The organism is Stenotrophomonas sp. Steno-C15, from assembly GCF_056393265.1.
Genome location: NZ_JBWJPF010000014.1, coordinates 1 through 22,701, shown reverse-complemented (window position 1 = coordinate 22,701; position 22,701 = coordinate 1). Strand labels below are relative to the sequence as shown.

General features: G+C 67.7%; 25 protein-coding genes and 1 other RNA gene. 9 read left to right on the top strand and 17 right to left on the bottom strand.

What is annotated here, in order from left to right; all coding sequences use genetic code 11:
- Nucleotides 1-29: 29 nt before the first annotated feature.
- Nucleotides 30-2,027 (bottom strand): bifunctional DedA family/phosphatase PAP2 family protein, encoded by a 1,998-nt coding sequence (locus tag AC06FB_RS12005; protein ID WP_065175086.1) that lies wholly within the window; start codon nucleotides 2,025-2,027, stop codon nucleotides 30-32.
- A gap of 85 nt (nucleotides 2,028-2,112) precedes the next feature.
- Between AC06FB_RS12005 and AC06FB_RS12000 the strand changes: the two genes are divergently transcribed.
- A complete protein-coding gene (locus tag AC06FB_RS12000; protein ID WP_478053728.1) occupies nucleotides 2,113-2,775 on the top strand; it encodes a serine/threonine-protein kinase in 663 nt (220 codons plus the stop codon).
- A gap of 14 nt (nucleotides 2,776-2,789) precedes the next feature.
- Nucleotides 2,790-3,278: a DUF2867 domain-containing protein gene (locus AC06FB_RS11995; protein WP_414487636.1), complete on the top strand. Its 489-nt coding sequence runs from the start codon at nucleotides 2,790-2,792 to the stop codon at nucleotides 3,276-3,278.
- Between the two features lie 34 nt (nucleotides 3,279-3,312).
- Here the strand turns inward: AC06FB_RS11995 and AC06FB_RS11990 are convergent, their stop codons facing one another.
- Nucleotides 3,313-3,996 (bottom strand): hypothetical protein, encoded by a 684-nt coding sequence (locus tag AC06FB_RS11990; RefSeq protein WP_111186792.1) that lies wholly within the window; start codon nucleotides 3,994-3,996, stop codon nucleotides 3,313-3,315.
- 108 nt (nucleotides 3,997-4,104) lie between these two features.
- On the opposite strand from AC06FB_RS11990, the gene AC06FB_RS11985 reads away from it, so the two are divergent.
- Entirely contained in the window at nucleotides 4,105-4,923 is an 819-nt protein-coding gene (locus AC06FB_RS11985; protein ID WP_478053727.1) for an SDR family oxidoreductase, read from the top strand.
- Nucleotides 4,924-4,999: 76 nt separating this feature from the next.
- Nucleotides 5,000-5,980: a YiiG family protein gene (locus AC06FB_RS11980; protein WP_193396841.1), complete on the top strand. Its 981-nt coding sequence runs from the start codon at nucleotides 5,000-5,002 to the stop codon at nucleotides 5,978-5,980.
- A 105-nt stretch (nucleotides 5,981-6,085) separates the two neighbouring features.
- Here the strand turns inward: AC06FB_RS11980 and AC06FB_RS11975 are convergent, their stop codons facing one another.
- Nucleotides 6,086-6,958, bottom strand: coding sequence for an ion transporter (locus AC06FB_RS11975; RefSeq protein WP_053519846.1), 873 nt, complete (start codon nucleotides 6,956-6,958; stop codon nucleotides 6,086-6,088).
- 63 nt (nucleotides 6,959-7,021) lie between these two features.
- On the opposite strand from AC06FB_RS11975, the gene AC06FB_RS11970 reads away from it, so the two are divergent.
- Complete coding sequence (locus AC06FB_RS11970) at nucleotides 7,022-8,248, top strand: acetylornithine transaminase (protein WP_193396842.1); 1,227 nt, start codon at nucleotides 7,022-7,024, stop codon at nucleotides 8,246-8,248.
- A gap of 110 nt (nucleotides 8,249-8,358) precedes the next feature.
- Here AC06FB_RS11970 and AC06FB_RS11965 read toward each other — a convergent pair whose 3' ends face one another.
- Nucleotides 8,359-8,961 (bottom strand): HAD-IA family hydrolase, encoded by a 603-nt coding sequence (locus AC06FB_RS11965; RefSeq protein ID WP_193396843.1) that lies wholly within the window; start codon nucleotides 8,959-8,961, stop codon nucleotides 8,359-8,361.
- 123 nt (nucleotides 8,962-9,084) lie between these two features.
- On the opposite strand from AC06FB_RS11965, the gene azu reads away from it, so the two are divergent.
- Nucleotides 9,085-9,534, top strand: coding sequence for an azurin (gene azu, locus AC06FB_RS11960; RefSeq protein ID WP_050509801.1), 450 nt, complete (start codon nucleotides 9,085-9,087; stop codon nucleotides 9,532-9,534).
- A gap of 159 nt (nucleotides 9,535-9,693) precedes the next feature.
- Here azu and hemL read toward each other — a convergent pair whose 3' ends face one another.
- Nucleotides 9,694-10,983 carry a glutamate-1-semialdehyde 2,1-aminomutase gene (hemL, locus tag AC06FB_RS11955; RefSeq protein WP_340044922.1) on the bottom strand — a complete coding sequence of 430 codons (1,290 nt, stop codon included), beginning with the start codon at nucleotides 10,981-10,983 and terminating at the stop codon, nucleotides 9,694-9,696.
- A 15-nt stretch (nucleotides 10,984-10,998) separates the two neighbouring features.
- Nucleotides 10,999-11,625, bottom strand: a complete 627-nt coding sequence (gene thiE / locus AC06FB_RS11950; protein ID WP_253118316.1) for a thiamine phosphate synthase — start codon at nucleotides 11,623-11,625, stop codon at nucleotides 10,999-11,001.
- Between the two features lie 34 nt (nucleotides 11,626-11,659).
- Here thiE and AC06FB_RS11945 point away from each other — a divergent pair, with 34 nt between their 5' ends.
- Nucleotides 11,660-11,884, top strand: coding sequence for a rubredoxin (locus tag AC06FB_RS11945; protein WP_053519835.1), 225 nt, complete (start codon nucleotides 11,660-11,662; stop codon nucleotides 11,882-11,884).
- Between the two features lie 39 nt (nucleotides 11,885-11,923).
- Here AC06FB_RS11945 and AC06FB_RS11940 read toward each other — a convergent pair whose 3' ends face one another.
- The 8 genes from AC06FB_RS11940 to AC06FB_RS11905 all read right to left on the bottom strand — a co-directional run bounded on the left by AC06FB_RS11940 (nucleotide 11,924) and on the right by AC06FB_RS11905 (nucleotide 15,994).
- Complete coding sequence (locus AC06FB_RS11940; protein WP_053519834.1) at nucleotides 11,924-12,769, bottom strand: SirB1 family protein; 846 nt, start codon at nucleotides 12,767-12,769, stop codon at nucleotides 11,924-11,926.
- Between the two features lie 133 nt (nucleotides 12,770-12,902).
- Nucleotides 12,903-13,349, bottom strand: coding sequence for a DUF192 domain-containing protein (locus AC06FB_RS11935; RefSeq protein WP_053519833.1), 447 nt, complete (start codon nucleotides 13,347-13,349; stop codon nucleotides 12,903-12,905).
- Between the two features lie 23 nt (nucleotides 13,350-13,372).
- The gene (gene rpiA / locus AC06FB_RS11930) at nucleotides 13,373-14,020 is read right to left on the bottom strand and encodes a ribose-5-phosphate isomerase RpiA (protein ID WP_065175077.1); all 648 of its coding nucleotides are present in this window, start codon (nucleotides 14,018-14,020) and stop codon (nucleotides 13,373-13,375) included.
- A 22-nt stretch (nucleotides 14,021-14,042) separates the two neighbouring features.
- Nucleotides 14,043-14,522 carry an EVE domain-containing protein gene (locus AC06FB_RS11925; RefSeq protein WP_111186787.1) on the bottom strand — a complete coding sequence of 160 codons (480 nt, stop codon included), beginning with the start codon at nucleotides 14,520-14,522 and terminating at the stop codon, nucleotides 14,043-14,045.
- Complete coding sequence (locus AC06FB_RS11920) at nucleotides 14,519-15,112, bottom strand: 5-formyltetrahydrofolate cyclo-ligase (protein ID WP_053519830.1); 594 nt, start codon at nucleotides 15,110-15,112, stop codon at nucleotides 14,519-14,521. Before AC06FB_RS11920 ends, AC06FB_RS11925 begins: the two co-directional genes overlap by 4 nt.
- 83 nt (nucleotides 15,113-15,195) lie before the next feature.
- Nucleotides 15,196-15,381: non-coding RNA, 6S RNA (gene ssrS / locus AC06FB_RS11915), on the bottom strand.
- Between the two features lie 98 nt (nucleotides 15,382-15,479).
- A complete protein-coding gene (locus AC06FB_RS11910; protein ID WP_053519829.1) occupies nucleotides 15,480-15,776 on the bottom strand; it encodes a cell division protein ZapA in 297 nt (98 codons plus the stop codon).
- A complete protein-coding gene (locus AC06FB_RS11905) occupies nucleotides 15,773-15,994 on the bottom strand; it encodes a TIGR02449 family protein (RefSeq protein ID WP_005410898.1) in 222 nt (73 codons plus the stop codon). The genes AC06FB_RS11910 and AC06FB_RS11905 overlap by 4 nt, the downstream gene beginning before the upstream one ends.
- Nucleotides 15,995-16,147: 153 nt before the next feature.
- Between AC06FB_RS11905 and AC06FB_RS11900 the strand changes: the two genes are divergently transcribed.
- Nucleotides 16,148-16,696: a UPF0149 family protein gene (locus AC06FB_RS11900; RefSeq protein WP_053519828.1), complete on the top strand. Its 549-nt coding sequence runs from the start codon at nucleotides 16,148-16,150 to the stop codon at nucleotides 16,694-16,696.
- A gap of 5 nt (nucleotides 16,697-16,701) precedes the next feature.
- A complete protein-coding gene (locus AC06FB_RS11895) occupies nucleotides 16,702-18,024 on the top strand; it encodes an aminopeptidase P N-terminal domain-containing protein (RefSeq protein WP_476343063.1) in 1,323 nt (440 codons plus the stop codon).
- 539 nt (nucleotides 18,025-18,563) lie between these two features.
- Here AC06FB_RS11895 and pepQ read toward each other — a convergent pair.
- The 3 genes from pepQ to AC06FB_RS11880 form a co-directional block, all read right to left on the bottom strand.
- Entirely contained in the window at nucleotides 18,564-19,895 is a 1,332-nt protein-coding gene (gene pepQ / locus AC06FB_RS11890) for a Xaa-Pro dipeptidase (RefSeq protein WP_346480380.1), read from the bottom strand.
- A 74-nt stretch (nucleotides 19,896-19,969) separates the two neighbouring features.
- Nucleotides 19,970-20,344 carry a PilZ domain-containing protein gene (locus tag AC06FB_RS11885; RefSeq protein WP_065175725.1) on the bottom strand — a complete coding sequence of 125 codons (375 nt, stop codon included), beginning with the start codon at nucleotides 20,342-20,344 and terminating at the stop codon, nucleotides 19,970-19,972.
- A complete protein-coding gene (locus tag AC06FB_RS11880) occupies nucleotides 20,341-22,611 on the bottom strand; it encodes a DUF1631 family protein (RefSeq protein WP_065181688.1) in 2,271 nt (756 codons plus the stop codon). Before AC06FB_RS11880 ends, AC06FB_RS11885 begins: the two co-directional genes overlap by 4 nt.
- Nucleotides 22,612-22,701: the final 90 nt, after the last annotated feature.

Below are 22,701 nucleotides of genomic sequence, written 5' to 3'. Positions count from 1 at the left end.
GGTAGCGCCGGGCCACGCCCGGCGGCTCCTCACGGTGCGATGGTCTTCAACCGCAGTACCGGCAACCCGGTTTCGCCGTGCACATCCTCGCGTTGCGGCAGGTCCTGCACGGCGTCCTTCACCGCGTTCAAGGCTGGATCCACGCCGCGCAGCGGATGCCACATGCCGATCCACTGGAAGTGACGCTCGTAGCGCAGGGTCTGTGCGCTGCCCAGCCACAGTGGCGTGTCGCCCGGCTGCAGCTGCACGGCGGCCGGCCACAGGCGCAGCACGTAGCGCTCGTCCGGACGCGCCCCCTGGCGCACCATCAGCAATGCTTCCACGCGCGTGTCCAGCGTTGCCGGCAGGACCGGCAGCTGCTCCGCACCGGTGTCCTTGTCCAGCATCAGCAATGCTTCCTGCCAACCGGCCTGCTCCTGCAGCGTCCAGCCACGTGCCTCCAGCTGTGCCTGCAACGGGGCCAGGGGACCGGCGACCTGCACATCGAGCGGCCAGCGCTGGTCATCGTCGAACTCGTTGCGGCGCGCCGGCAGCGCGGACCAGTCGTGCTGCCACCACGCCTGCATATCCATCGCCTGCGCGGCGGGCAGGGACGGCTCGAAACGTTCCAGCTTCACCGCGATGTTGCGCGGCGCATACCACATCGCGGCAACGGCGAAGACGCCGTAGAAAAGCCAAGCGACCGGTTTGACCCAGAACGACCGGTTGAACCGGCGGCGGTAAGCAATGCCCAGCACCAGCAGCCAGAACGTGCCGAACAGCATGCCGCCGATCACATCGCTCAGCCAGTGTGCGCCCAGATACAGGCGCGAGAAGCCGATCAGGCTGACCACGATGCCCGATACGAGGTACGGCCAGACGCGGGTGCGGCCGGGCATCTCGCGCGCGATCAGGACCGCGAAGAAGCCGAAGGTGATGGTGGCCATGGTCACCGATACCGACGGGAAGCCGAAGCCGCTGCTGGCGTCGACCGGGCGGACCACATCCACGGTCGCGCCGAGCAGCAGCGTCAGGGCCAGGCCGAAGGCGAGCGCGGCCAGCCAGTGCGCCGCAGCCATCCAGCGCCGGCGCCAGATCAGGTAGCCCATCGCCGCGGCGGTGGCCGGCAGCAGTACCGGCCATGCGCCGAGCGAGGCCAGCGCCGCCATCGGGTAGTCGGCCAGCGGGTTGCGCAGCGCCAGCATGGCCTGGTGCACCAGCAGATCGACCGCAAGCGGTTCACCGTGCGCGACCACCAGGGTGAGCAGTGCGAACCAGCCCCAGCCGAGCAGCAGCAGCATCAGTGCCAGCATCGCCAACGGCACCGACTCGCGCCGCTTCGGGTCGAGCACGCCGACCGTGTAACGGCCCAGAGTCGGATGGCGGTTGGACCAGTCGAGCAGGCGCGACAGCCAATGATCCATGCGCGCGGCGGACCAGCGGTAGCCGTACAGCACGATCGCCCAGACCAGGCTGAGGATCACAGCGAGCAGGCCGACCACCACCACCAGGCGACCTGCCACGGCCGCGACCGCGTCATAGGCTTCGCCCAGGATCCAGCCTGGCGCCAGGAACAGCACGGCCCAGGAAATGCTGGCGATGCCGCTGGCCTGCATGTAGCGGCTGGCGGGCATGTTCATCATGCCGGCGATGGCGGGGACGAACGGCCGGATCGCGCCGACGTAGCGGGCCACAAGAATGCTCTTGAAGGCATTGCGGCGGAACAGGTTCTCGCCACGGTCCAGCAGTTGCGGGTAGCGGCTGAACGGCCACACGCCGCGCAGGCGATCGCCCCAGCGGCGGCCGATCCAGTAGCTGATGCCGTCGCCCGCGAATGCACCCAGCGCTGCCGCAGCGACCGCGTACGGCCCGGAGATCTGGCCAAGGCCGATGAACACGCCCACGGCGAACAGCAGGGGCAGTGCGGGCACGATGGCGCCGAGAATGATGACCGCATCGCAGAACGCGATCAGAAAAATGACCGCGCCCGCCAGCACGGGATGAGCGGCAATCCACGCGAGGGTGGCGTCGATCCATGAAGAGTCCATTGCCCGATTATAAAGGCGTGAAGGTGACTGGTTCCCAGCCGCTTGCCGACCGTTTGCCACCGTCGGCATCGCCTAGAATGGCGCCATGCCGCATTCGCCAGACGTCCCACCACATGCATTGAAGGCCGACAGCTTCGGCCGCATCCTTCGTATGGAGGGCCCCGACGGGCTGTTCGTGCGCCGCGATCTGGGGGCGACGCCGCTGTGGCTGCGCCTGCCGGCGTGGTGGCTGGCGCGGCGCGAAGCACGCGCGCTGCGCCATATCCACGGCATGGCCGATGTCCCGCAGCTGATCGATTGGGATGGCCGCCACCTGGATCGCAGTTTCATGGCCGGCGATGCCATGTACCAGCGCCCGCCGCGCGGCGACCTCGCCTGGTTCCGCGCCGCGCGGCGCCTGCTGCAGCAGTTGCACCGGCGCGGCGTCGCCCACAACGACCTGGCCAAGGAGGCCAACTGGCTGGTCACCGACGATGGTCGTCCGGCGCTGATCGACTTCCAGCTGGCGGTGATCGGCAATCCGCGCTCGCGCTGGATGCGCCTGCTGGCCCGCGAGGACCTGCGCCATCTGCTCAAGCACAAACGCATGTACTGCCGCGAGTCATTGACGCCGGTGGAGAAGCGCGTGCTCAAGCGCACGTCGTGGGTACGCGAACTGTGGTTCGCCACCGGCAAGCCGGTCTACCGCTTCGTCACACGGCGCATCCTGCACTGGGAAGACAACGAAGGGCAGGGGCCGAAGCCGTGAGACGGTGGAACGTAGTGACCACGCTGCCGAGCGCGGCCAGCGTCCTGCATCCGCAGCTGGCGGGTGCGGGTTTCGTGCATGCCTGCCGCGTCGCCACCCATCGACAGGGGCGCAGTGCACTGCAGGCCTATCGCGACATGGCAGCGACGGTCCCCGCGTGGTTTGACGGGCTGATGGCGCTGCGCAACCAGGGCATGCGCCTGCTCGGGATGAAGGATCTGGGTTCGCTGCGTGCGGTGCAGGCTGCGCAGCATCCGAGTCCCGGGCAGCGGCTCGGCATTTTCACCCTGCAGTCGCTGCACGATGATGCCATCGTGCTGGAGGATGACGACCGGCACCTGCACGTGCAGCTGGCGCTGCAGTGGCAGGGTGACACGCTGGAAGTGGCGACGGTGGTGCATACGCACAACGCGTTCGGGCGCCTGTACATGCTGCCGGTGGACCCGATGCACCGGCTGATCGTGCCGCATCTGCTGCGCAGGCAGGTACGCGCGTACGGGTAGGCCGGGCCCGGCGGCACCCGGCGCCACCGGAGCGCTAGGGCGTTGCCGGCACCAGCTGCTGGCCAATGAAGTTCCGCTTGGCATCGAAGTCATAGCCGATCTGCAGCTGCCCCACATCCGGGCAGGCATGGCAGTCGCGCAGCGGCGTGCGGTACAGCAGGCGGATGCCGCCGCCTTCCAGTGGTGCGGTGCCTGCGGCCTGCGCCGGTGCGAACGGCGTCGCCTGCGGGTTGGCCTTCAGCACTGCCTGCACAGTCGGGTCGGCGCGCAGCGCATCGTCCAGCTGCACCGCATCGACATCGATGCGCTTGCCGCCTGCATCCACCAGGCGCGTGCCTTGGTTGGTGTTGGCGCGGAAGGGATATTCAACCGTGGCCACGCCCAGTCCGTCATGCTCATGCCACGCGCTGACATAGGCCAGTTCGCCGCCGGTGGAAAGCTGCTCGGCGGCCGTGATTGCATCCGAGCTGGCGCCGCCGCTGCGCATCGCATCGCGCAGGCAGTCGCGCGTCGCCGCGTCGCCTCCCTGACGGCAGGCGTTGAGGTCGCCGTCCCACACCACCGCCTCGCTCCAGCGCATCCGGCCATCGGTCGCTGCCTTCTCCGCGCTGGGGGTGTCCGTGGCGACGGGTTCCTTGCCGGGCTCGGGCGAGCTGCCCTGGCAGGCGGTCATCAGGGCGAGTGCGAGGGCAGGCAGCAGCAGACGGGAACGGCGCATGGCGTGGACCTCGTGCGTTGACTGGAGGCCCGAGTATCGTCAAGACCGGGTGAACTCCGCGTCGGCGCGGCATACTAGCCGCTCATTGCATACGCTGGAGTCTGGAACGTGGGCAGTCTGCAGGGCAAGACCCTTTTCATCACCGGTGCCTCGCGTGGCATCGGCCTGGCGATCGCGCTGCGTGCCGCGCGCGATGGTGCCAACGTGGCCATCGCGGCCAAGTCGTCGGTGCCTAACCCGAAGTTGCCGGGCACCATCCACAGCGCTGCCGATGCGGTGAATGCGGCCGGCGGCCAGGGCCTGGCGTTGAAATGCGACATCCGCGAGGAAGAGCAGGTGCAGGCGGCCGTCGCCGCTACGGTCGATACCTTCGGTGGCATCGACATCCTGGTCAACAATGCCAGCGCGATCTGGTTGCGCGGCACGCTGGAGACACCGATGAAGCGCTTCGACCTGATGCAGCAGGTCAATGCGCGTGGCAGTTTCCTGTGCGCACAGGCCTGCCTGCCGTACCTGCGGCAGGCCCCGAATCCACACATCCTCACCCTGGCGCCGCCGCCGAGCCTGGAACCGAAGTGGTGGGGTGCGCATACCGGCTACACGCTGGCGAAGATGGGCATGAGCTTCGTCACCCTCGGTCTTGCCGCCGAGTTCGGGCCGCAGGGCGTGGCGGTCAATGCGCTGTGGCCGCGCACGGTGATCGCCACCGACGCCATCAACATGATCCCCGGCGTTGACGCGGCGGGATGCCGCACGCCGCAGATCATGGCCGATGCCGCGCATGCAGTGCTGGTACGCGAAGCCGTGGGTTTCCACGGCCAGTTCCTGATCGATGACGAGGTGCTGGCACAGGCCGGCATCACCGACCTGTCCGGCTACGCGGTGGATCCGTCGCGGCCGCTGCTGCCGGATCTGTTCCTCGACTGATCCGATGCGAGTGTCATGATCGGCCAACTGCGATAGAATTCGCGGCTGTAATCGTTTTCAACAAGGATGTGCGTAGATGCTCCGTCGTACCACTGCAGCGCTGCTCGCTGCGTCGTTGTCGCTTGCCCTGGTCGCCTGTGGTGGCAAGCCGCCCGCCTCGTCCGGCACGTCCGACAAGGCCGATGCCGCGCCTACGCAGGATGCCCAGCAGCAGCTGACCGCCAAGCTCAACGCCTATATCGGCTGCTTCAACGCGGTCGATTCCGAGGTGCATGGCAGCGCCCGCGCCTACACGGGCTGGATCAAGGATCTGGAGGCCGGTCCGAGCGGACGCGAGACCCGTGTGTACGGACCAAGCGAGATCGACGACTACGACATGAAGCAGTGCGACGCACCGATCACCGAGGCGATCGCGGCCCAGCCCGCGCTGCCGGAACTCGATGCGGCGGCTGGCCGCTACCTGCAGGCGCTGAAGGCATTGGTGCCGGTCAGCCATGAGGCACACGACTACTACGAGCGCCAGGATTACGAGGACGACCAGTTCGCCAAGGGCAAGCAGCTGCACGCGCCGCTGATGGCGGCGTTCAAGGCCTTCGCCGGCGCCAGCGAAACGTTCAACGTTGAACTGGAACGCCAGAACGATGCTGCCCAGCGCGAGCACCTCAAGGCGCTGGAACAGGCCGAGGGCCGCACCCGCGAGTACTACCGGCTGGCGATGATGCTGGAAGCGAAAGCGATCATGGACCTGATGGGCGACGACGATTTCGATCCGGCGCAGGCCGATGAGCGGCTGCAGGCCTTCAATCGCATTTCCGACGAAGCACATGCCAAGGTGGCCGATCAGGAGCCGGGCAAGCTGGACTGGAACAGCTTCGAGCGCGAAGCCGAGAACTTCCGTCGCGAGGGCAAGGAGCGCCTGCAGCGGGTCAGCAGCAAGACCCCGTACAACGACTTCGAGCGGCGCATGCTGGATTCGCCGTCGATGGCCCCGCGGGGTTCGGCCGGGCGACTGCTGCATGTCTACAACGCGCTGGTGTTCCAGAGCAACCGGCAGTAGATCCGGGTGACAGTCCAGTGTGCCGACGCACTGGTCAGTGCCAGCAATCCGATGCGCTGAGGCGGGAGCGGCGGCAGGCTGCTCACCGCCCCGCGCAGGTACGGGTCAGCGGTTGAAGGCTTCCGGCAGCGCGTTGCCGCAGGCCCGGCAGTGGCGTGCATCCGGTTCGTGGCCTTCCAGCCCGCAGTGCGGGCAACCCCGGGCATCGCGGCGTGCCGCCAGCTCGGCCTCGCGCATGGTGCTGGCCAGTTCAGCGGTGTAGATGCCGGTGGGCACGGCAATGATGCTGTAGCCGATCAGGATCAGCACGGACGTGACGAAGCGGCCGAGCACGGTCTGCGGCACGATGTCGCCGAAGCCGACCGTGGCCATGGTCACCACCGCCCAGTACATGCTGGCAGGAATGTTGCTGAAGCCGTTCTCCGGTCCTTCGATCACGTACATCAGCGCGCCGGCGATGATGGTGATGGTGATCACCGTGAACAGGAACACCAGGATCTTCCGCCGGCTGCGCCACAGCGACTGCATCAGCACGCCGCTTTCCTCGATGTAGCGGGTCAGCTTGAGGATGCGGAACACGCGCAGGATGCGCAGTGCGCGCACCACCAGCAGGCTCTGCGCGCCGGGGATGAACATGGACAGGTACGCGGGCAGGATCGACAGCAGGTCGATGATGCCCCACACGCTCACGGCATAGCGCAGCGGGCGCTTGACCACCGCCAGCCGCAGCAGGTACTCGGCGGTGAAGATGAGGGTGAAGCCCCACTCGAGCACGTACAGGCTGGTGGACCACTCGGCGTGCAGGTGCTGCACGCTGTCGATCATCACCACCAGGATGCTGGCGATGATGGTCACCACCAGCAGCAGGTCGAAATTGCGCGAGGGCCGGGTATCGTGCCGGTAGATGATGTCGAACCACTGGCGGCGCCAGCCGGTTTCGGTGGCGGGGTTCAGCTGGGGGGCGGAGAACGGTCGCATGGGCGCATTGTGCCGCAGGGGTTCCGGCGCGAGAATGGGCATTCCTGAATCCTGCCGACTGCCATGACCGCCGCGACCGACCCGCTGATCTCCCTTTCGCACTACTACCTGCCGGTCTACAAGCCTCGCCAGGTGGTGCTGGAGCGTGGCCAGGGCGCCCGCGTGTGGGACAGCCAGGGCCGTGAGTTCATCGATCTGGCGGCCGGTATCGCTGTGTGCGGCCTGGGCCACAACGACCCGGATCTGGTGGCGGCACTGGTCGAGCAGGCCGGCAAGCTCTGGCACACCAGCAATGTGTTCTACAGCGCACCGCCGCTGCACCTGGCGGAAGAGCTGGTGAAGGCCAGCCGCTTCGCCGAGCGCGTGTTCCTGTGCAATTCCGGCGCCGAAGCCAATGAAGTGGCGATCAAGATGGTGCGCAAGTGGGCCTCCAGCCAGGGGCGGCCGGCTGACAAGCGGGTGATCATCACGTTCCGCGGCAGCTTCCACGGCCGCACCCTGGGCGCGGTGACCGCCACCGCCCAGCCGAAGTACCAGGAAGGCTATGAGCCGCTGCCCGGTGGCTTCCGCTACATCGACTTCAACGACGAAGTGCAGCTGGAAACGGCGATGGCCGCGGGCGACGTGGCGGCGGTGATGCTGGAGCCGGTGCAGGGCGAGGGTGGCGTGATGCCGGCCAAGTCCGGTTTCCTCAAGCGCGTGCGCGAGCTGTGCGACCAGCACGGCGCGCTGCTGGTGCTGGATGAGATCCAGGCGGGCATGGGCCGTACCGGCACGCTGTTCGCGCACTGGCAGGATGACGTGGTGCCGGACATGGTCACCCTGGCCAAGGCGCTGGGAGGCGGCTTCCCGATCGGCGCGATGCTGGCCGGCCCGAAGGTCGCCGAGACCATGCAGTTCGGTGCGCACGGCACCACCTTCGGTGGCAATCCGCTGGCTGCTGCCGTCGCCCGCGTAGCCCTGCGCAAACTGTCCTCGCCTGAGATCGCCGCCAATGTCAGCCGCCAGTCGAAGGCGCTGCGCGATGGTTTCGCCCGCATCAGCGAGGAATTCGGCGTGTTCAGTGGCGTACGCGGTCGCGGCCTGATGCTGGGCGCGGTCCTGGCCAAGGACTTCGCCGGGCAGGCCGGTGCTATCCTCGATCACGCGGCCGAACACGGCCTGCTGACCCTGCAGGCCGGTCCGGACGTGCTGCGCTTCGTGCCGTCGTTGAACATCACCGACGAAGAAGTGGCCGAGGGCCTGAAGCGCCTGCGTGCCGCTGTTGCGGCGTTCGTCGCCGCACGCTGAAGCCTTGGCGCTGACCCCGTTGCCGCGGAATCGCTGTAGAGCCGAGCCCATGCTCGGCTCATCTCCACGTCAGGCAACAGCAGCCGAGCATGGGCTCGGCTCTACAGCGGTCACGTGATCCGGTAGCGCTTCAACACCTTGCCCAGCCCACGGCCATCGTGCACCGTTTCCGCGTGCAGCCCAGCGGCGCGTGCGCCGCGCACGTTGGCGAACAGGTCATCGACGAACAGCGTGTGCGCAGGCGCTGCATCAAGCATCTCCAGCGTGCGCAGGAACACCTCCGGCGCCGGTTTGCGCAGGCCGAAATCGGCGCTGCAGAACACGCGACCCAGCAGGGCAGGGAACAGCTCCGGCAGCAGGGAAGGCAACGCCTGCTTCATCAGCGCGCCATTGTTGGTCAGCACCGCCATCGGCAGCTGCAGGGCCTGCAGCCGTTGCAGGACTGCGCGCTGCGGATGGCTCGCGGCTTGCCGCGCTGCGGTCCAGGTGTCCACGTCGATGGTCCTGTGCAGAAGCTCTCCCAATCGCGCCAGATAGGCAGGGCCACCCAGCGAGCCATTGTCATGCGCGGCTTCCAGCCCGCTGTCGTACAACGCGGCCTGCACGGCCTGCGTCGGAACCCCCAGCGCCTTCGCCAGATGCAGCACGCGTTGCGCGCGCTGGTAATGCACCAGCACGCCGTCTACATCCAGCAGCAACAGGTCGATCCGCATCGGCCGAGCATGCCATTGCGGCAAGTGTGCGGGAAACCCTGGAGCGGGCATGCGACAGACGGTCGCAGACGCGGCCACAGGGGGCTGCCTAGAATGGCGCTTGAATCCGCAGGAGAGGCAACGATGAAGGCTTGGATGGTGGCAGTGGGACTGGGCGCGCTGATGCTGGCGCCGTCGGCGATGGCGCGTGTGTGTGCGGTGAGCATCGACAGCACCGACCAGATGAGCTTCAGCAGCCGCGAGATCAAGGTCGCCGCCGACTGCACCGCCGTGGATCTGACCCTGCGCCACACCGGCAAGTTGGCCGCCACTGCCATGGGCCACAACTGGGTGCTGACCCGCAGTGCCGATTACCAGCCGGTGGCGATGGCGGGCATGCGCATGACCCTGGCCGACAGCTACCTGCCGAAGGCCGACAAGCGCGTGTTGGCGCACACCAAGGTGATCGGCGGCGGCGAGACAACGCGCGTGCGCTTCTCTACCCAGGGCCTGCAGAAGGGCGGTGACTACACCTTCTTCTGCTCGTTCCCCGGCCACTTCGCGATGATGAAGGGCACGTTCGTCTTTGGTTGATGCCGTTTGCAGCGTCGCACCATGCTCGACTGCTCTTTTCCGCGCTGCGTACGATGAGCCGGGCATGGCTCGGCTCTACACGTTGCAGTAGATCCACGCCAGGCGTGGATACGGTGCAAGGCAGTGCCAACCAAGGTTGGCACCTGCCATGGGCAGGGCTCAGCCCTTGGCGGCCTTGAACGCCACGCGTGCAGCGGCCAGCGTAGCTTCGATCACCGCATCGTCGTGCGCACTGGACAGGAAGCCGGCCTCGTACGCCGACGGTGCCAGGAACACGCCCTGGTCCAGCATGGCGTGGAAGAAGCGGTTGAACGCCGGAATGTCACAGGCGGTGGCCTGCGCATAGGTCTCCACCTTCTCGCTGGTGAAGAACAGCCCGAACATTGCGCCGACCCGGGTCGTGGTCACGGCCACTCCGGCGTCTGCGGCCGCAGCTTCCAAGCCCTCGCACAGGCGTGCGGTGCGCTCGGCTAGGTCGGCGTGGAAGCCGGGTTGCTGGACCAGTTCCAGCATTGCCAGGCCGGCCGCCATCGCCACCGGATTGCCGCTGAGCGTGCCGGCCTGGTAGATCGGGCCGGCGGGGGCGATCTGCTGCATCAGGTCGCGGCGACCGCCATAGGCGCCCACCGGCATGCCGCCGCCGATGATCTTGCCGAAGGTGGTCAGGTCCGGCGTGATCCGGTAATGCGCCTGCGCGCCGCCGAGCGCCACGCGGAAGCCGGTCATCACTTCATCGAAGATCAGCAGTGCGCCGTGTTGCGTGCACAGCTCGCGCAGGTGCTGCAGGTAGCCGTCGCGCGGCGGGATGCAGTTGGCGTTGCCCACCACCGGTTCGATGATCAGGCCGGCGATCTCGCTGCCCTGTGCCTCGAACAGCGCGGTGGCGGCTTCGAAATCGTTGTAGGGCAGGGTCAGGGTGAGTTCGCTCAGGCCTGCCGGAACGCCCGGCGAGGTGGGCACACCGAGGGTCAGCATGCCGCTGCCGGCCTTCACCAGGAACGAGTCGCCATGGCCGTGGTAACACCCTTCGAACTTGACGATGCGGTTGCGACCGGTGGCACCGCGCGCCAGGCGGATCGCCGACAGGGTCGCTTCGGTGCCGGAGTTGACCATCCGCACCATCTCGCAGGACGGCACCAGGCGGGTGATGGTCTCGGCCATGGTCACTTCGGCGGCGCACGGCGCACCGAACGAGAGGCCCTGTTCGACGGCCTTCTTCACCGCCTGGCGTACGGCCGGATGATTGTGGCCGACGATCATCGGACCCCAGGAACCGACATAGTCGATGTAGCGGTTGCCGTCCACGTCGTACAGGTAGGCGCCATCGGCGCGCTCGACGAAGAAGGGCTCGCCGCCGACCGACTTGAACGCGCGGACCGGCGAATTGACGCCGCCCGGCAGCAAGTGCTGGGCACGGGAGAACAGGGCGTGGGACTGGTCGTGGTTCATCGGGTTTCCTGGGTGTTACCGGAACTGGGCGAGGTAGGCGCGCTGGGTGGCGACCGGGTCCGGTGCGGCATAGATGCCGCTGACCACGGCCACCAGGTCGGCGCCGGCCTCGATGAGGGGACCGACATTGTCCGGCGTCAGGCCGCCGATCGCCACCCGCGGTACGCCCAGTGCGGCGCTCTGCCGCAGCAGATCGATGTGGGCACGGCTGGTGGTGATCTTGGTGGTGGTCGGAAAGAAGGCGCCGAAGGCCACATAGCTGGCGCCAGCGGCTGCGGCGGCCTCGGCGTTGGCCAGCTGGTCGTAGCAGGAGGCGCCGATGATGGCGTCGGCACCGAGCAGGGCGCGCGCGCTGGCGATGTCGCCGTCGGTACCGCCCAGATGCACGCCGGCTGCGCCCACGGCCCGGGCCAGTACCGGGTCATCATTGACGATCAGCGGCACGCCGTGCTCTGCGCACAGCGCCTGCAGTGCGGTGGCCTGTTCCAGCCGCAGCGCGTCGCTGGCGGTCTTGTTGCGGTACTGCAGCCAGGTGGCGCCGGCGGCCAGCAAGGGCGCGGTACGGGCCAGCAGGCGTGCGGTGTCGGGCTCATCCGGGGTGATGAGGTAGACGCCACGGGGCGCCGGGGAAGCAGAGGTCATCGATGGCTACCGGTGAGTGGACCGCGATGGGACAATGGCGGCCCGTGAATTCAACCCCGATTATCCGATGAGCGACGCCACCCCCACCACCCTGCGTACCTGGATGTGCGTGGTCTGCGGCTTCCTTTACCACGAGGCCGACGGCCTGCCGGAAGAGGGCATTGCGCCGGGCACGCGCTGGGAAGACATTCCGGACACCTGGACCTGCCCGGACTGCGGCGTTACCAAGGCCGATTTCGAGATGGTCGAGGTCGATTGACGGACGTGGGGCGGGCCGCAGGTCCGCGCACCGACCGCCTCAATGCAGCCGTGGCATCGGCCCGCCCAGATCGATCAGCTTCTCGCGCAGCCACTGCGCGTCGCTGGCCTCGGGATTGCGCTTGAGGTACTGCCCCAGATCGTGCCGAGCTCCCGTCAGGTACTCCAGCTGCAGGTAGGCCAGGCCCCGGTCGCGCAGGGCGTCGTCCTGCTCCGGCGCCAGCTTCAGCAGGCGGTCGGCACTGCGCGCGGCACGGTCCCATTCACCGGCCTCGGCATACACGCCGTGCAGGTTGCGCAGCATCCGCATCAGGATCGCGCGGGACGGTGCCGGATCGAGAATCTGCGCCAGCACCTGGTCGTCGGGCATCTGCCCGCCCAGATGTGACTTTGCGCGCTCCCGCAGTTCGTCCACATCCAGCGGCCGACCGCCGTTGAACGGGTCCATCACCAGGACACCGTCATCCACCGGCAGGCGCACCAGGAAGTGGCCGGGGAAGGACACGCCGTCCAGCGGAATGCCCAGCCGCCGCGCGACCTCCATCTGTACCAGCGCCAGCGAGATCGGATTGCCGAGCCTGCGCTCGAATACCTGGTTGAGATAACTGTTGCGCGGATCGTAATACTCGTCGTGGTCGCCGCTGTAGCCCAGTTCGTCGAACAGGTGGCGATTGATCGCGGCCATTTTCAGCGGACTGCGCTCGATGCTGTCCACTTCGGCGCGAAGGTGGTCGACATGGCTCTGGATCAGCGCGTCGTAAGTGGACGGCTGCAGATCCGGATATTCATCGCGCGCGATCAGCAGCGCGGTCGGCAACAACGGCAGCGCCTCGTCTTCGAGGTCGGCCAGTGCATCCCAGTCGGGGAGTGTGATCCGGTCCGGCATGGTCACAGACTGGCGGCAATCGCAGACGGATTCAAGCGGTGTGGCGTGAAAAATCCAGGGGTCAGATCCCGTCCGCGTGCGAAAGGGATCCGACCCCGACCGGGGTGCCGGCCGGCCGCCGGGCCGCGTGGGCCTACTTCTCGATGCCCGGGCCGAAGGTCAGTTCGGTACCGTCCTTCAGCTTGAGCTTCTCGGCCTGGCCGGCGTTGAGTTCCAGCACGTACCGGGCCGGGCCGCCGCTGGGATAGGGCGGACACATGTCGCCGGCCGAGCAGGGCGGCACGTCGCGCTGCTGGCTCACCAGCCGGCGCTGGCTGTCGAAGTACAGGATGTCCAGCGCGATCTTGGTGTTCTTCATCCAGTACGCCTGCATTTCCTCGCGGTCATGGATGAACAGCATGCCGTGGTCAACGGGCATCTGGTCGCGGAACATCAGCCCGCGTGCGCGGGTCTCATCATTGGTTGCCAGCTCCACGTGGTAGCGGGCGCCGTCCAGTTCAACCCAGTGACGGGCCGCATCGGTGGCACAGCCGGCCAGGGCCAGCAAGGGAAGCATCAGCAGCGAACGCAGCAGCGACATCGTCAGGATCCTTCGCGTGAGGGTCAGAGCACGACCGGCGGTTCGCCGCCGATGATCACCACGTCGGCACGGCGACGGGCAAACAGGCCGACGCAGACCACGCCCGGCAGCTGGTTGAGTTCGCGCTCGAGCTTTTCCGGATCGGTGATCTGCAGGTTGTGGATGTCCAGGATCTGGTTGCCGTTGTCGGTGACCACGCCCTCGCGCCAGGTCGGCTGGCCCCCGGTCATGTCGCGGATCTGCCGGGCCACCAGGCTGCGTGCCATCGGAATCACTTCCACCGGCAGCGGGAACCTGCCCAGCACCGGGACCTGCTTGCTCGGGTCGACGATGCAGACGAAGCGCTCGCTGGCCTCGGCAATGATCTTCTCGCGGGTCAGTGCAGCGCCACCGCCCTTGATCAGGCACTTGCCGGGATCGCACTCGTCGGCGCCGTCGACGTACAGCGACAGGTTGCCGGTGTGGTTCAGCTCGATCACCTCGATCCCGTGCTGCTTCAGGCGCGCGGTGCTCTGTTCCGAGCTGGACACCGCACCCTTGATGCGATGCTGGATGCGCGCCAGCGCATCGATGAAATAGGCGACGGTGGAACCGGTGCCGACACCGACGATCATGCCGTCTTCGACGTACTCGATGGCTTTCTCGGCGGCCAGGCGCTTGGCTTCGGACATGGGAGGAACTCTCAGCAGGGAATCAGGATTTCTTTTCCAGCGACAGCAGCAGCTTCCACTGCGCGGCGGTCACCGGGAACACCGACAGCCGGTTGCCCTTGGCAACCAGCGGGAAGCCCTCGCCGAGCGCTTCGGCGTGCAGCTTGATCTCGTCCAGCGCGATCACCTGCCTGAGCTTGCGGTCGAAGGCCACGTCCACCAGCATCCAGCGCGGGTTCTCGCGCGTGCTTTTCGGGTCGTGGTAGTCGGATCGGGGATCGAACTGGGTGTCGTCCGGATAGGCCGGGCTGGCCACCGTGGCCAGGCCGACGATGCCGGGGACCTTGGTATTGGAGTGATAGAACAGGATGCCGTCGCCGACCTGCATGCCATCGCGCATGAAGTTGCGCGCCTGGTAGTTGCGTACCCCGTTCCACGGCTCGACCTTGACCCGGGCCAGGTCATCGATGGAGAAGGCGTCCGGCTCGGACTTCATCAGCCAGTAGCGCTTGCGGGCGGTCATGCGTTCACGGGGGCAGCGGAGGGGAACAGGGTGCCGGCTTCGGTGCAGATCGCATCCACCGGCACGTCCCACGACGCCACCGGCAAGGACTCGACCTGCTGCACCGCGAAGGCAGCACCGACCAGCCAGGGCGGCGCCGGCCGGTCGTGGCGGAAGGCGAAGCTGCGATCATACCAGCCGCCCCCCATGCCCAGCCGCCGGCACTGTGTGTCGAAACCCACCAGCGGGGTCACTACCAGCGCCATCTGCGCCGGTTCCAGCGTGTCTTCCACGGCCACGTCCGGTTCCGGAATGCCGTAGCGGTTGCCGGTCAGGGGCTGACCGGGCCGCCAGGGCGCGAAGCGCAGCGTGTCGCCGGCCAGCACCGGCAGGCAGTAGGTGAGTCCATCGGGCAGCTGCAGCTGCCAGCGATGCAGCGCGATCTCACCGTCCAGCGCCCAATAGCCGGCAACGTGGCCGTGAAGCGGCGCAAACGGCAACGCCAGCAGCCCATCGGCAAGGGCATCGGCGGCGGCGATGCGCTCGCTGGCGGAAAGGTCACGGCGGCGTTGCCGCAGGTCGTGGCGCAGGGCCTGGCGCGGGTCGGTCATGGCAGAGTGCGGCAAGGAACAGCCGTCATTGTGCCGGAAAGAACAAGGGCGACGCCCGAAGACGCCGCCCTTGCTGGAATATTGCATTCTCCGCAATGTCGATGCATGCGAAACGACCTTGAACCCGGGGGCTCAAGTGGGAACGCTGGAGAACCATCGGGCTTCCCGCTACAAGGCGGACCTGCACTCCCGGCGCTGTCGCGCTCCCGGTGTCGTTCTTAAGGGACAAGGCGAATGTTTGCACATGCCGTCGAGTACCGCAGAGAACGCAGGGCCATTATAGCGGCCGGTCCTGATCTGGATAGGCCGTTCGTCGGCAACAGTCCGTGCCAATTCAGAAATGAGAAGACGCGTGTCGCGCGATCTGTCAGGGATTGCCGTCGATGGCGCGGTCCAGCCGCCGGTTCAGGTCGGCCAGCGTCTGCTGCAGGGCCACGGCCTGGCGGGCGTTCTCGTCACGCAGCAGCTGCAGTTCATGGGCCAGATTCAGTGCCGCCAGGACCGCGATGCGGTCGACCGCCGCCATGCGGTTGCTGCCACGGATCTCGCGCATCCGTGCGTCGAGCAGGCGCGCGGCCGCCATCAGGCTGTCGCGTTCATCGGCACCCACGCCGACGGTGTACTCGCGGTCGAGGATGCGGACGCTGACCGGTTCGGCGCTCATGTGTGCTGCTCCAGGGATTTGAGCCGGCTGATCATCGCTTCCACCCGCGAGCGCGCCTGTTCGTTCTTGGCCAGCAGCGTCGAGCGCTCGGCCACCAGCTGTTCCTGCTGGTGGCGCAGGCTGCGGTTCTCTTCGGCCAGGCGCTGGTTGCGTTCAAGCAACGCTTCCACGCGGGCGGCGAAGTCCTGCAGCTGGGCAAGGGGATCGGCGGGTTCCATGCAGGCACGATAGGCAAGCCGGGTCTGGGCGGTCAAGCGCTGTCGCAGCAGGCCCCGATGGCCACGGGGAGGTCGCTATCGGGTTGCTACACTACAGGGCTCACGGGCGCGCGCGTGCGCGCTCGGGGTTTCCTTCTCCGAACGAGCCGCACGATGACCGAACTTCCCTCCGTCGACGACGTTTCCCGCGCCAGCCAGGACCTGGGCCTGGGCGCCACCGCTGCCGAGCTGCATGGCGGCCTGTGCGGCTGGCTGGCCGCCGGTGGAGCTCCCGGCAACGACTGGCCGGCGCGTGTGCTGGCCGACGACAGCCTGCCGCCGGTGGCGGCCGACAGCGCCCTCGGGCAGTTGTTGCAGGCCACCATCAAGCAGCTGGAGGACCGCGATTTCGCGTTCGAGCTGCTGCTGAGCGACAGCGAGGACGTGGCTGCGCAGGCCGACGCCATGTTCAGCTGGACCCGCGCCTTCCTGGGTGGATTCGGACTGGGCAGTGGCGGCCGTCGTCCGGCGCTGTCCGAAGAGGGCGAAGAGGCGCTGACCGACATGGCCAGCCTGGCGCGTGCTTCCAGCGAGGATTTCGAGGCAGGTGGCGAGGACGACGATGAGGCGCTGTCGGAGATCGAGGAATTCATCCGCGTGGCGGTGCTGCTGCTGCACGGCGATGTGGTGCTGGCCGCGCGCCACCGGCAGCGCCTGAACTGATGGACATCAAGCAGCGCACCGGCATTGCGGCCGGCGAGTACAAGCGTCGTCGCCGGCAGCTGATGGACATGGCCGGCGAAGACGCCATCCTGGTGCTGCCCGCCGCGTCCGAGAAGGTGCGCAGCCTGGATACCCATTACCCGTACCGGCAGGATTCGGACTTCCAGTACCTGAGCGGCTTTCCGGAGCCGGAAGCCGTGCTGGTGCTGATTCCCGGGCGTCGTCACGGCGAGGCGATCCTGTTCTGCCGCGAACGCGATGCCGAGCGCGAGGCCTGGGACGGCAGCCGCGCCGGCCAGGAAGGCGCCGTGGCGCAGTTCGGCATGGACGATGCCTATCCGATCGACGATCTGGACGACATCCTTCCGGGCCTGCTGGAGGGACGCTCGCGCGTCTACTACCACTTCGGCCGTGACGCGGACTTCGACCTGAAGCTGATCGGCTGGGTCAACCGTGTCCGCTCCCAGGTGCGCCACGGTGCGCAGCCGCCGCACGAGTTCCTGGAGCTGGGCCACCTGCTGCATGAGCAGCGCCTGTTCAAGTCCGGCGCGGAGGTGGCGCTGATGCAGCACGCCGCCCAGATCAGCGTGCGTGCGCACCTGGCAGCGATGAAGGCGGCGAAGGCGGGCATCCATGAGTACGAGCTGCAGGCCGAACTGGAGCGGGTGTTCCGCGCCAGCGATGCGGTGCCGGCGTACTGCAGCATCGTCGGCGCCGGCCGCAACGGGTGCATCCTGCACTATCGCGACAACAACGGGCGTGCGCGCGACGGCGAGCTGGTGCTGATCGATGCGGGTGCCGAGTACCGTGGCTACGCCAGCGACATCACCCGCACCTTCCCGGTGAACGGGCGCTTCAGCGCCGAGCAGCGCGCGCTGCATGATCTGGTCGGCGAGGCCCAGGCGGCGGCGCTGGCCCAGGCCCGGCCCGGCATACCCTACGAAGCCGGCCACCTGGCGGCGGTGCAGACGCTGACCGAAGGCCTGCTGCGGCTCGGCCTGCTGAAGGGCACGCTGGAGAAGAATCTTTCCGAAGGCCTGTACCAGCGTTTCTACCGGCACAAGACCGGCCACTGGATCGGGCTGGATGTGCACGACGTGGGCGACTACCGCCTGGCCGGGGACTCGCGGCTGCTGGAGCCGGGCATGGCGTTCACCATCGAGCCGGGCCTGTACATCGGCGTGGACGATACGACGGTGGAGCCGCGCTGGCGTGGCATCGGCATCCGCACCGAGGACGATGTGCTGATCACCGACGATGGCCATCGCGTGCTGACCGAAGGGCTGGCGCGGAGTGCGGACGAGATCGAAGCGGTGATGGCGGGTTGAGGGTTGCCGGCAGGGCTTGCAGCCCTGCACCCGCAGACGCAACAGCTGGAGCAACAGCAACGGCGGGCTATCCGTGGGATGGCGGGGCACTGTGGGTTTGCGGGGACGCCGTGAACCCGTCCATGGGGGCTTGGTCGCGGCATCCATGCCGCTCACACCCCGCAAACCCACAGTTCCCCGCCTTCGACAGGTTCACGCGGCTGTTGGTGGGGGCCGACCGTTGGTCGGCACATCTGTCAGATATCGAATGAATCATCCACGCATGGCGTGGATCTACTGGTAATTGCGGCTGCTGGTAGGTGTCGACCTTGGTCGACACGGAGCGAGCGCAGCGAGCGACCCGCTTCTGCTTTTCTTTTTTCTTTTCCGTGGTTGGACGCGGCAGGAAACTGTCAAAGGTGGGGTGGGTAGGCCATGCAGGGGCGTTGGCGCCATGGATGGCGCCATCGAGCTTACAGGGACGTACTTGCAGCGTCCCCTGCATGGCCCACCTGCCCCGCCAAGCGCGGCTTTTGATTCAGCATCCAACCACGAGGGGCTCAGCCGTTGGCTGCCGCAAACTCCGGTCGCGTCAGGTTGTCCGCTTCGCCATCGGTGCACAGCACTTCGTCCTCGATGCGGATGCCGCCATACGGACGGAAGAAGTCCACGCGCTCCCAGTTGATCGCATCGCCATGGCCGGCGTCCTTGACCTCGTTCAACAGCATGTCGATGAAGTACAGGCCCGGCTCGATGGTCACCACCATCCCCGGTTCCAGCACGCGGGTCAGACGCAGGTAGGGATGACCCGCCGGACGTTCGATCCGGCCGCCTTCGTCGCTGGCGGCGAATCCGGCCACGTCATGCACCTGCAGGCCGATCAGATGGCCGATGCCGTGCGGGAAGAATGCGGCGCTGACGCCGGTTTCCAGCGCGGTCTGCGGCGATACCCTGATGACGCCGAAGTCCTTCAGAACGCCCATCAGCGACAGATGCGCGTCCACGTGCAGCGTCCTGTAATCAACGCCCGGGCGCACCGCCGCACACATCTGCTGCTGGGCGGCATCGACGGCAGCGATCATCGCAGCGAATTCGTCGTGGCCGTGCGCCGCGTAGGTACGGGTGATGTCGCTGGCGTAGCCGTGCGCGCTGGCGCCGGCATCGATGAGGAAGCTGCGCAGCGGCTGCGGTGCCTTGCGGCCCAGTTCGGTGTAGTGCAGAACGGCGGCGTGCTCGTTCAACGCCACGATGTTGCCGTAGGGCAGTTCATTGGCGTCCTGGCCCACCGCCTGGCAGTACGCCATGTGGATGCTGAATTCGTCGGCATCGTTGCGGAACGCGGCTTCGGCGGCGCGATGGCCGCGCACGCCCAGCACCTGTGCCTGGCGCATCAGGGCGATCTCGTAGGGCGTCTTGCTGCCACGGTGCCATTCCAGGTAATTCACCACCGCCGGAGGATTGTTCGGCACGTGGCTGCCCAGGGCGCTCTGCGGCTCACCCAGGATCGCGCAGCGCGACGGATCGGCCGGCAGCAACGCCAGCGCTTCGTCCGGCGTGCGGATGATGTGGATGTCGAAGTGCTCCACCCACCAGCCGCTCGGCGCGTCCGGCACTACGTGCCAGTAATCGAACGGCTGATGGAAGATCACCACCGGCCGCTTGCCGGGCGTAAACACGATCCAGCTGTTGGGCACGCGCGTCAGCGGCAACCATGCCTTGAACTGCGGATTCACCGCATAGGGATAGTCGCGATCATCAAACACCTGGTAGTGCAGGGTGCCGCTGGGCACGACGAGGTGATCAAAGCCGCCGCGCGCCAGCGCCTGCTCGGCGCGTCGGCACAGCACGGCCAGGTGATCGGGATACAGGGCGCCGGGGTCTTGCTGGATCATTGCGGTGGCTCGACACGGAAACGGCCCTAGATTCTGCCGCATACCGGCAGAAACCGCTGTGCCGGAACCGGCAGTCAGTCCGTCGAAAGCGGTCCTTCGTCGCTGTCTTCGCCTACCCACTGCCGCAGCAGCTGGCGGTGTTCGCGTGACAGGGTGAGGAACCGGAAGCCCACCCAGCTCTGTCCCGGGGCGTGCGCCGGCTCGCTCCACAACAGGTGCACGCCCACGTCGATGGCTGCCTGCTGGCCATCGCCCAGCGGCAGCGGGAAGCGGAACTGATACAGCGCGTCGTCGCGCAGCGCAGTGCTGGCCAGCATCAGCATGCCGGTTTCGGACACATTGCCAAGGCGACCGACCACGCAGTCGCGCATCTGGTCGGTCACCGGCACCAGGTCCGACACCTGGCGTCGGGGGGCGCGGCGGGTGTCCTGCGGCGGCGTCATGCTCATGCGGGGGTGTCCTGCGGGTTGCGGCCGGCAAGCGCACGCAGGGCGCCCAGGCTGGCCTTCCAGGCGCGGTCGACCAGCCGGCCCTTGTCTTCGGTGACCAGATGCGCACGCCCAGCGCTGATCTGCCGCGCCAGGCTGTCGAGGTCGGTTTCGGCAATCTTCTGCCCGCGCGGATTGACGAACAGCACATGGCCGGTCAGCAGGCTGTACCAGGACAGGCGCTGGCGGCGAAGCGTGCCGTCGCCGTTGTCGATGTCGAACCAGCTGCCGAAGGGCAGGGAGCACAGCTGCTCGTAGGCGGCCTCCTCCGCACTGCTGCGTGGCGCGGCAGGGGCGGACGCACTGCGGCTGTCGGTGTGCTCGCCCAGCCGGGCGCGGGCCTTCAGCCGCGCGCTGAGTTCGGTACGCGACGTGCTGTCGTCCTCGCCCCCGGGCGTGGCCAGGCGACGGGCCACCGCTGAGGCTTCCTCGGCGTGATAGCCCACCTGCAGCAGCGCGGCCTCCACATCGGCGGCCAAGGCGCCATCGGTGCCATCGACGCCGTTGGCGGCGGTTGCAGTAACGGCCGCGATGCGCTCGGTCTGCTGCAGTCGCTCCTGCCACTGGGGCGAGTCCTCGCCATGGCGCAGCCGGGTCAGGGTCAGCGCGTCGGACCAGGCCTGGCGCAGCAGGGTCTGGACGAAGCGCGGCGGCTGCTGCGTGCTGCAGCACTGCTCGATCTGGGCGCTGGCCTGGCGCCGCGCGAGTTCCAGGCGCTCCCTGCCGCGCGCGGCTTCGACGTGGCGGCGTTCGGCCAGTTCGGCGCGATGGGCGGCCGCGCGCTGGTGCTGCTGCACCTCTTCGTTGGCAGCAGCGAAGGCTTCCGGCGTGCGTGCATCCTCGCCGAGCAGGCTCTGCACGCTCTGTGCCATGCGCTGCAGAAACTGCGGATCGACGTCGTCGTCCCCCAGCCAGCGGGCACCGGCTTCGGCGATATGGTTGAGTAGCTCGCGCGCAGGATGCTCGTCGCGTACGAAGAAGCCCGGATCGGCCATCGCTGCACGTGCCAACGGTACCTGCAGGCGCGCCAGCAGGGCGGCGGGCACCGGGTCCGGGCGCTGCTGCTGCTGGATCTGCTGCATCAACAGGCGCAGCAGGTCCAGGTTGTCGCGATCATGGCTGCCGATCTGCGCATGCGGGCCATGCTCGCTGCGCAGCTGCGCGACCACGGCGGCCTGCAGGTCGACCACACCGGTAGCGGCGCTGGCCTGGTTTTGCAGCCTTGCCAATACCGCATCGACGGCAGCAGTCGGTACCGCAGGCGCGTCTGCCGCCGGCGTGGTACGCGCGCGCTGCAGCAGGTCGTGCAGCAGGGTACCGGTGGCGGTGGTCAGCCCGGGGGTGGCTGCAGCGGATGCGGAACCGGACTGGAAGGCATCCTGCATCAGGGTCGACCAGGAGCCGGCAGGCAGGTTCTCGCCCCAGCCGGTCATGGGGGCCGCCGCGCGCCTGGCTGGCTGCGTGGCACGGCCGCCAGCGACGGACTGGGTGATGATCCTTCGCGTACTCGACGAGCGGGCCAGATACGGGGTGTAGACCAGGCCCGGCAGCACGCCTTGCTGGGCGAGCAGGGCATTGGCCCGATCAAGCAGGTCGCCCAGGCGTTCCAGCACCTGGCGCTCGAAACTGCGATACAGCGCCAGCTGCACCTCTGCCCCGAGGCCATCCTGTTCGGCGACCCTGCGCACCATCGCGCACAGCGCCTGCGGTGCCAGCGGAAGGGTATCGGCTTCGAACGCAGGCGCCGCAGCCAGCACGCCCAGGCGCTGGCCGAGCAGGTTCAGGGCGTTGGCTGAGCGCTGCGTCTCGCGCCGGACCATTTCGGTGAGCAGCAGGTCGCGGTCGACCTCGTGCTCGTCGACCAGCGACAGGCCGATCGTGCCCGGCAGTGCGGGCGGTGGTGCTGCTGCCGTGAAGGCGGTCGGTTCGCGCAGCCGCGCCAGTGCCTCGGCCACCGCATCGAGCATGCGCTCGCTGAAGTGGCCGGCGAAGGCATGCAGTTGGCTACGCTGCGCCATCAGTTCAGCCTGCTGCTGCGGACTGCGCGCGCGGTCGGCATCGTGCAACAGGAGTTGTTCCAGCGCTTCGACGGTCAGGATCAGCGGCGCGGTCAGTGCCTGCCGGCACAGGCCGGTCAACGCCCCCAGCAGTTCACGTACCCGAGGTGGCAGGTCGGTGCTGGCCAGGCGGGCAGCGTCGGTGGCGGAGAGGGAGAAGACAGCTGACATCGGCGTGCGGTACCCGGATTCCCGCGGAGCGATCCTGTGAATCTACCGTGTCGGCCGAGGCCGGCGCTACTTTAGGGTGAATGCACACGC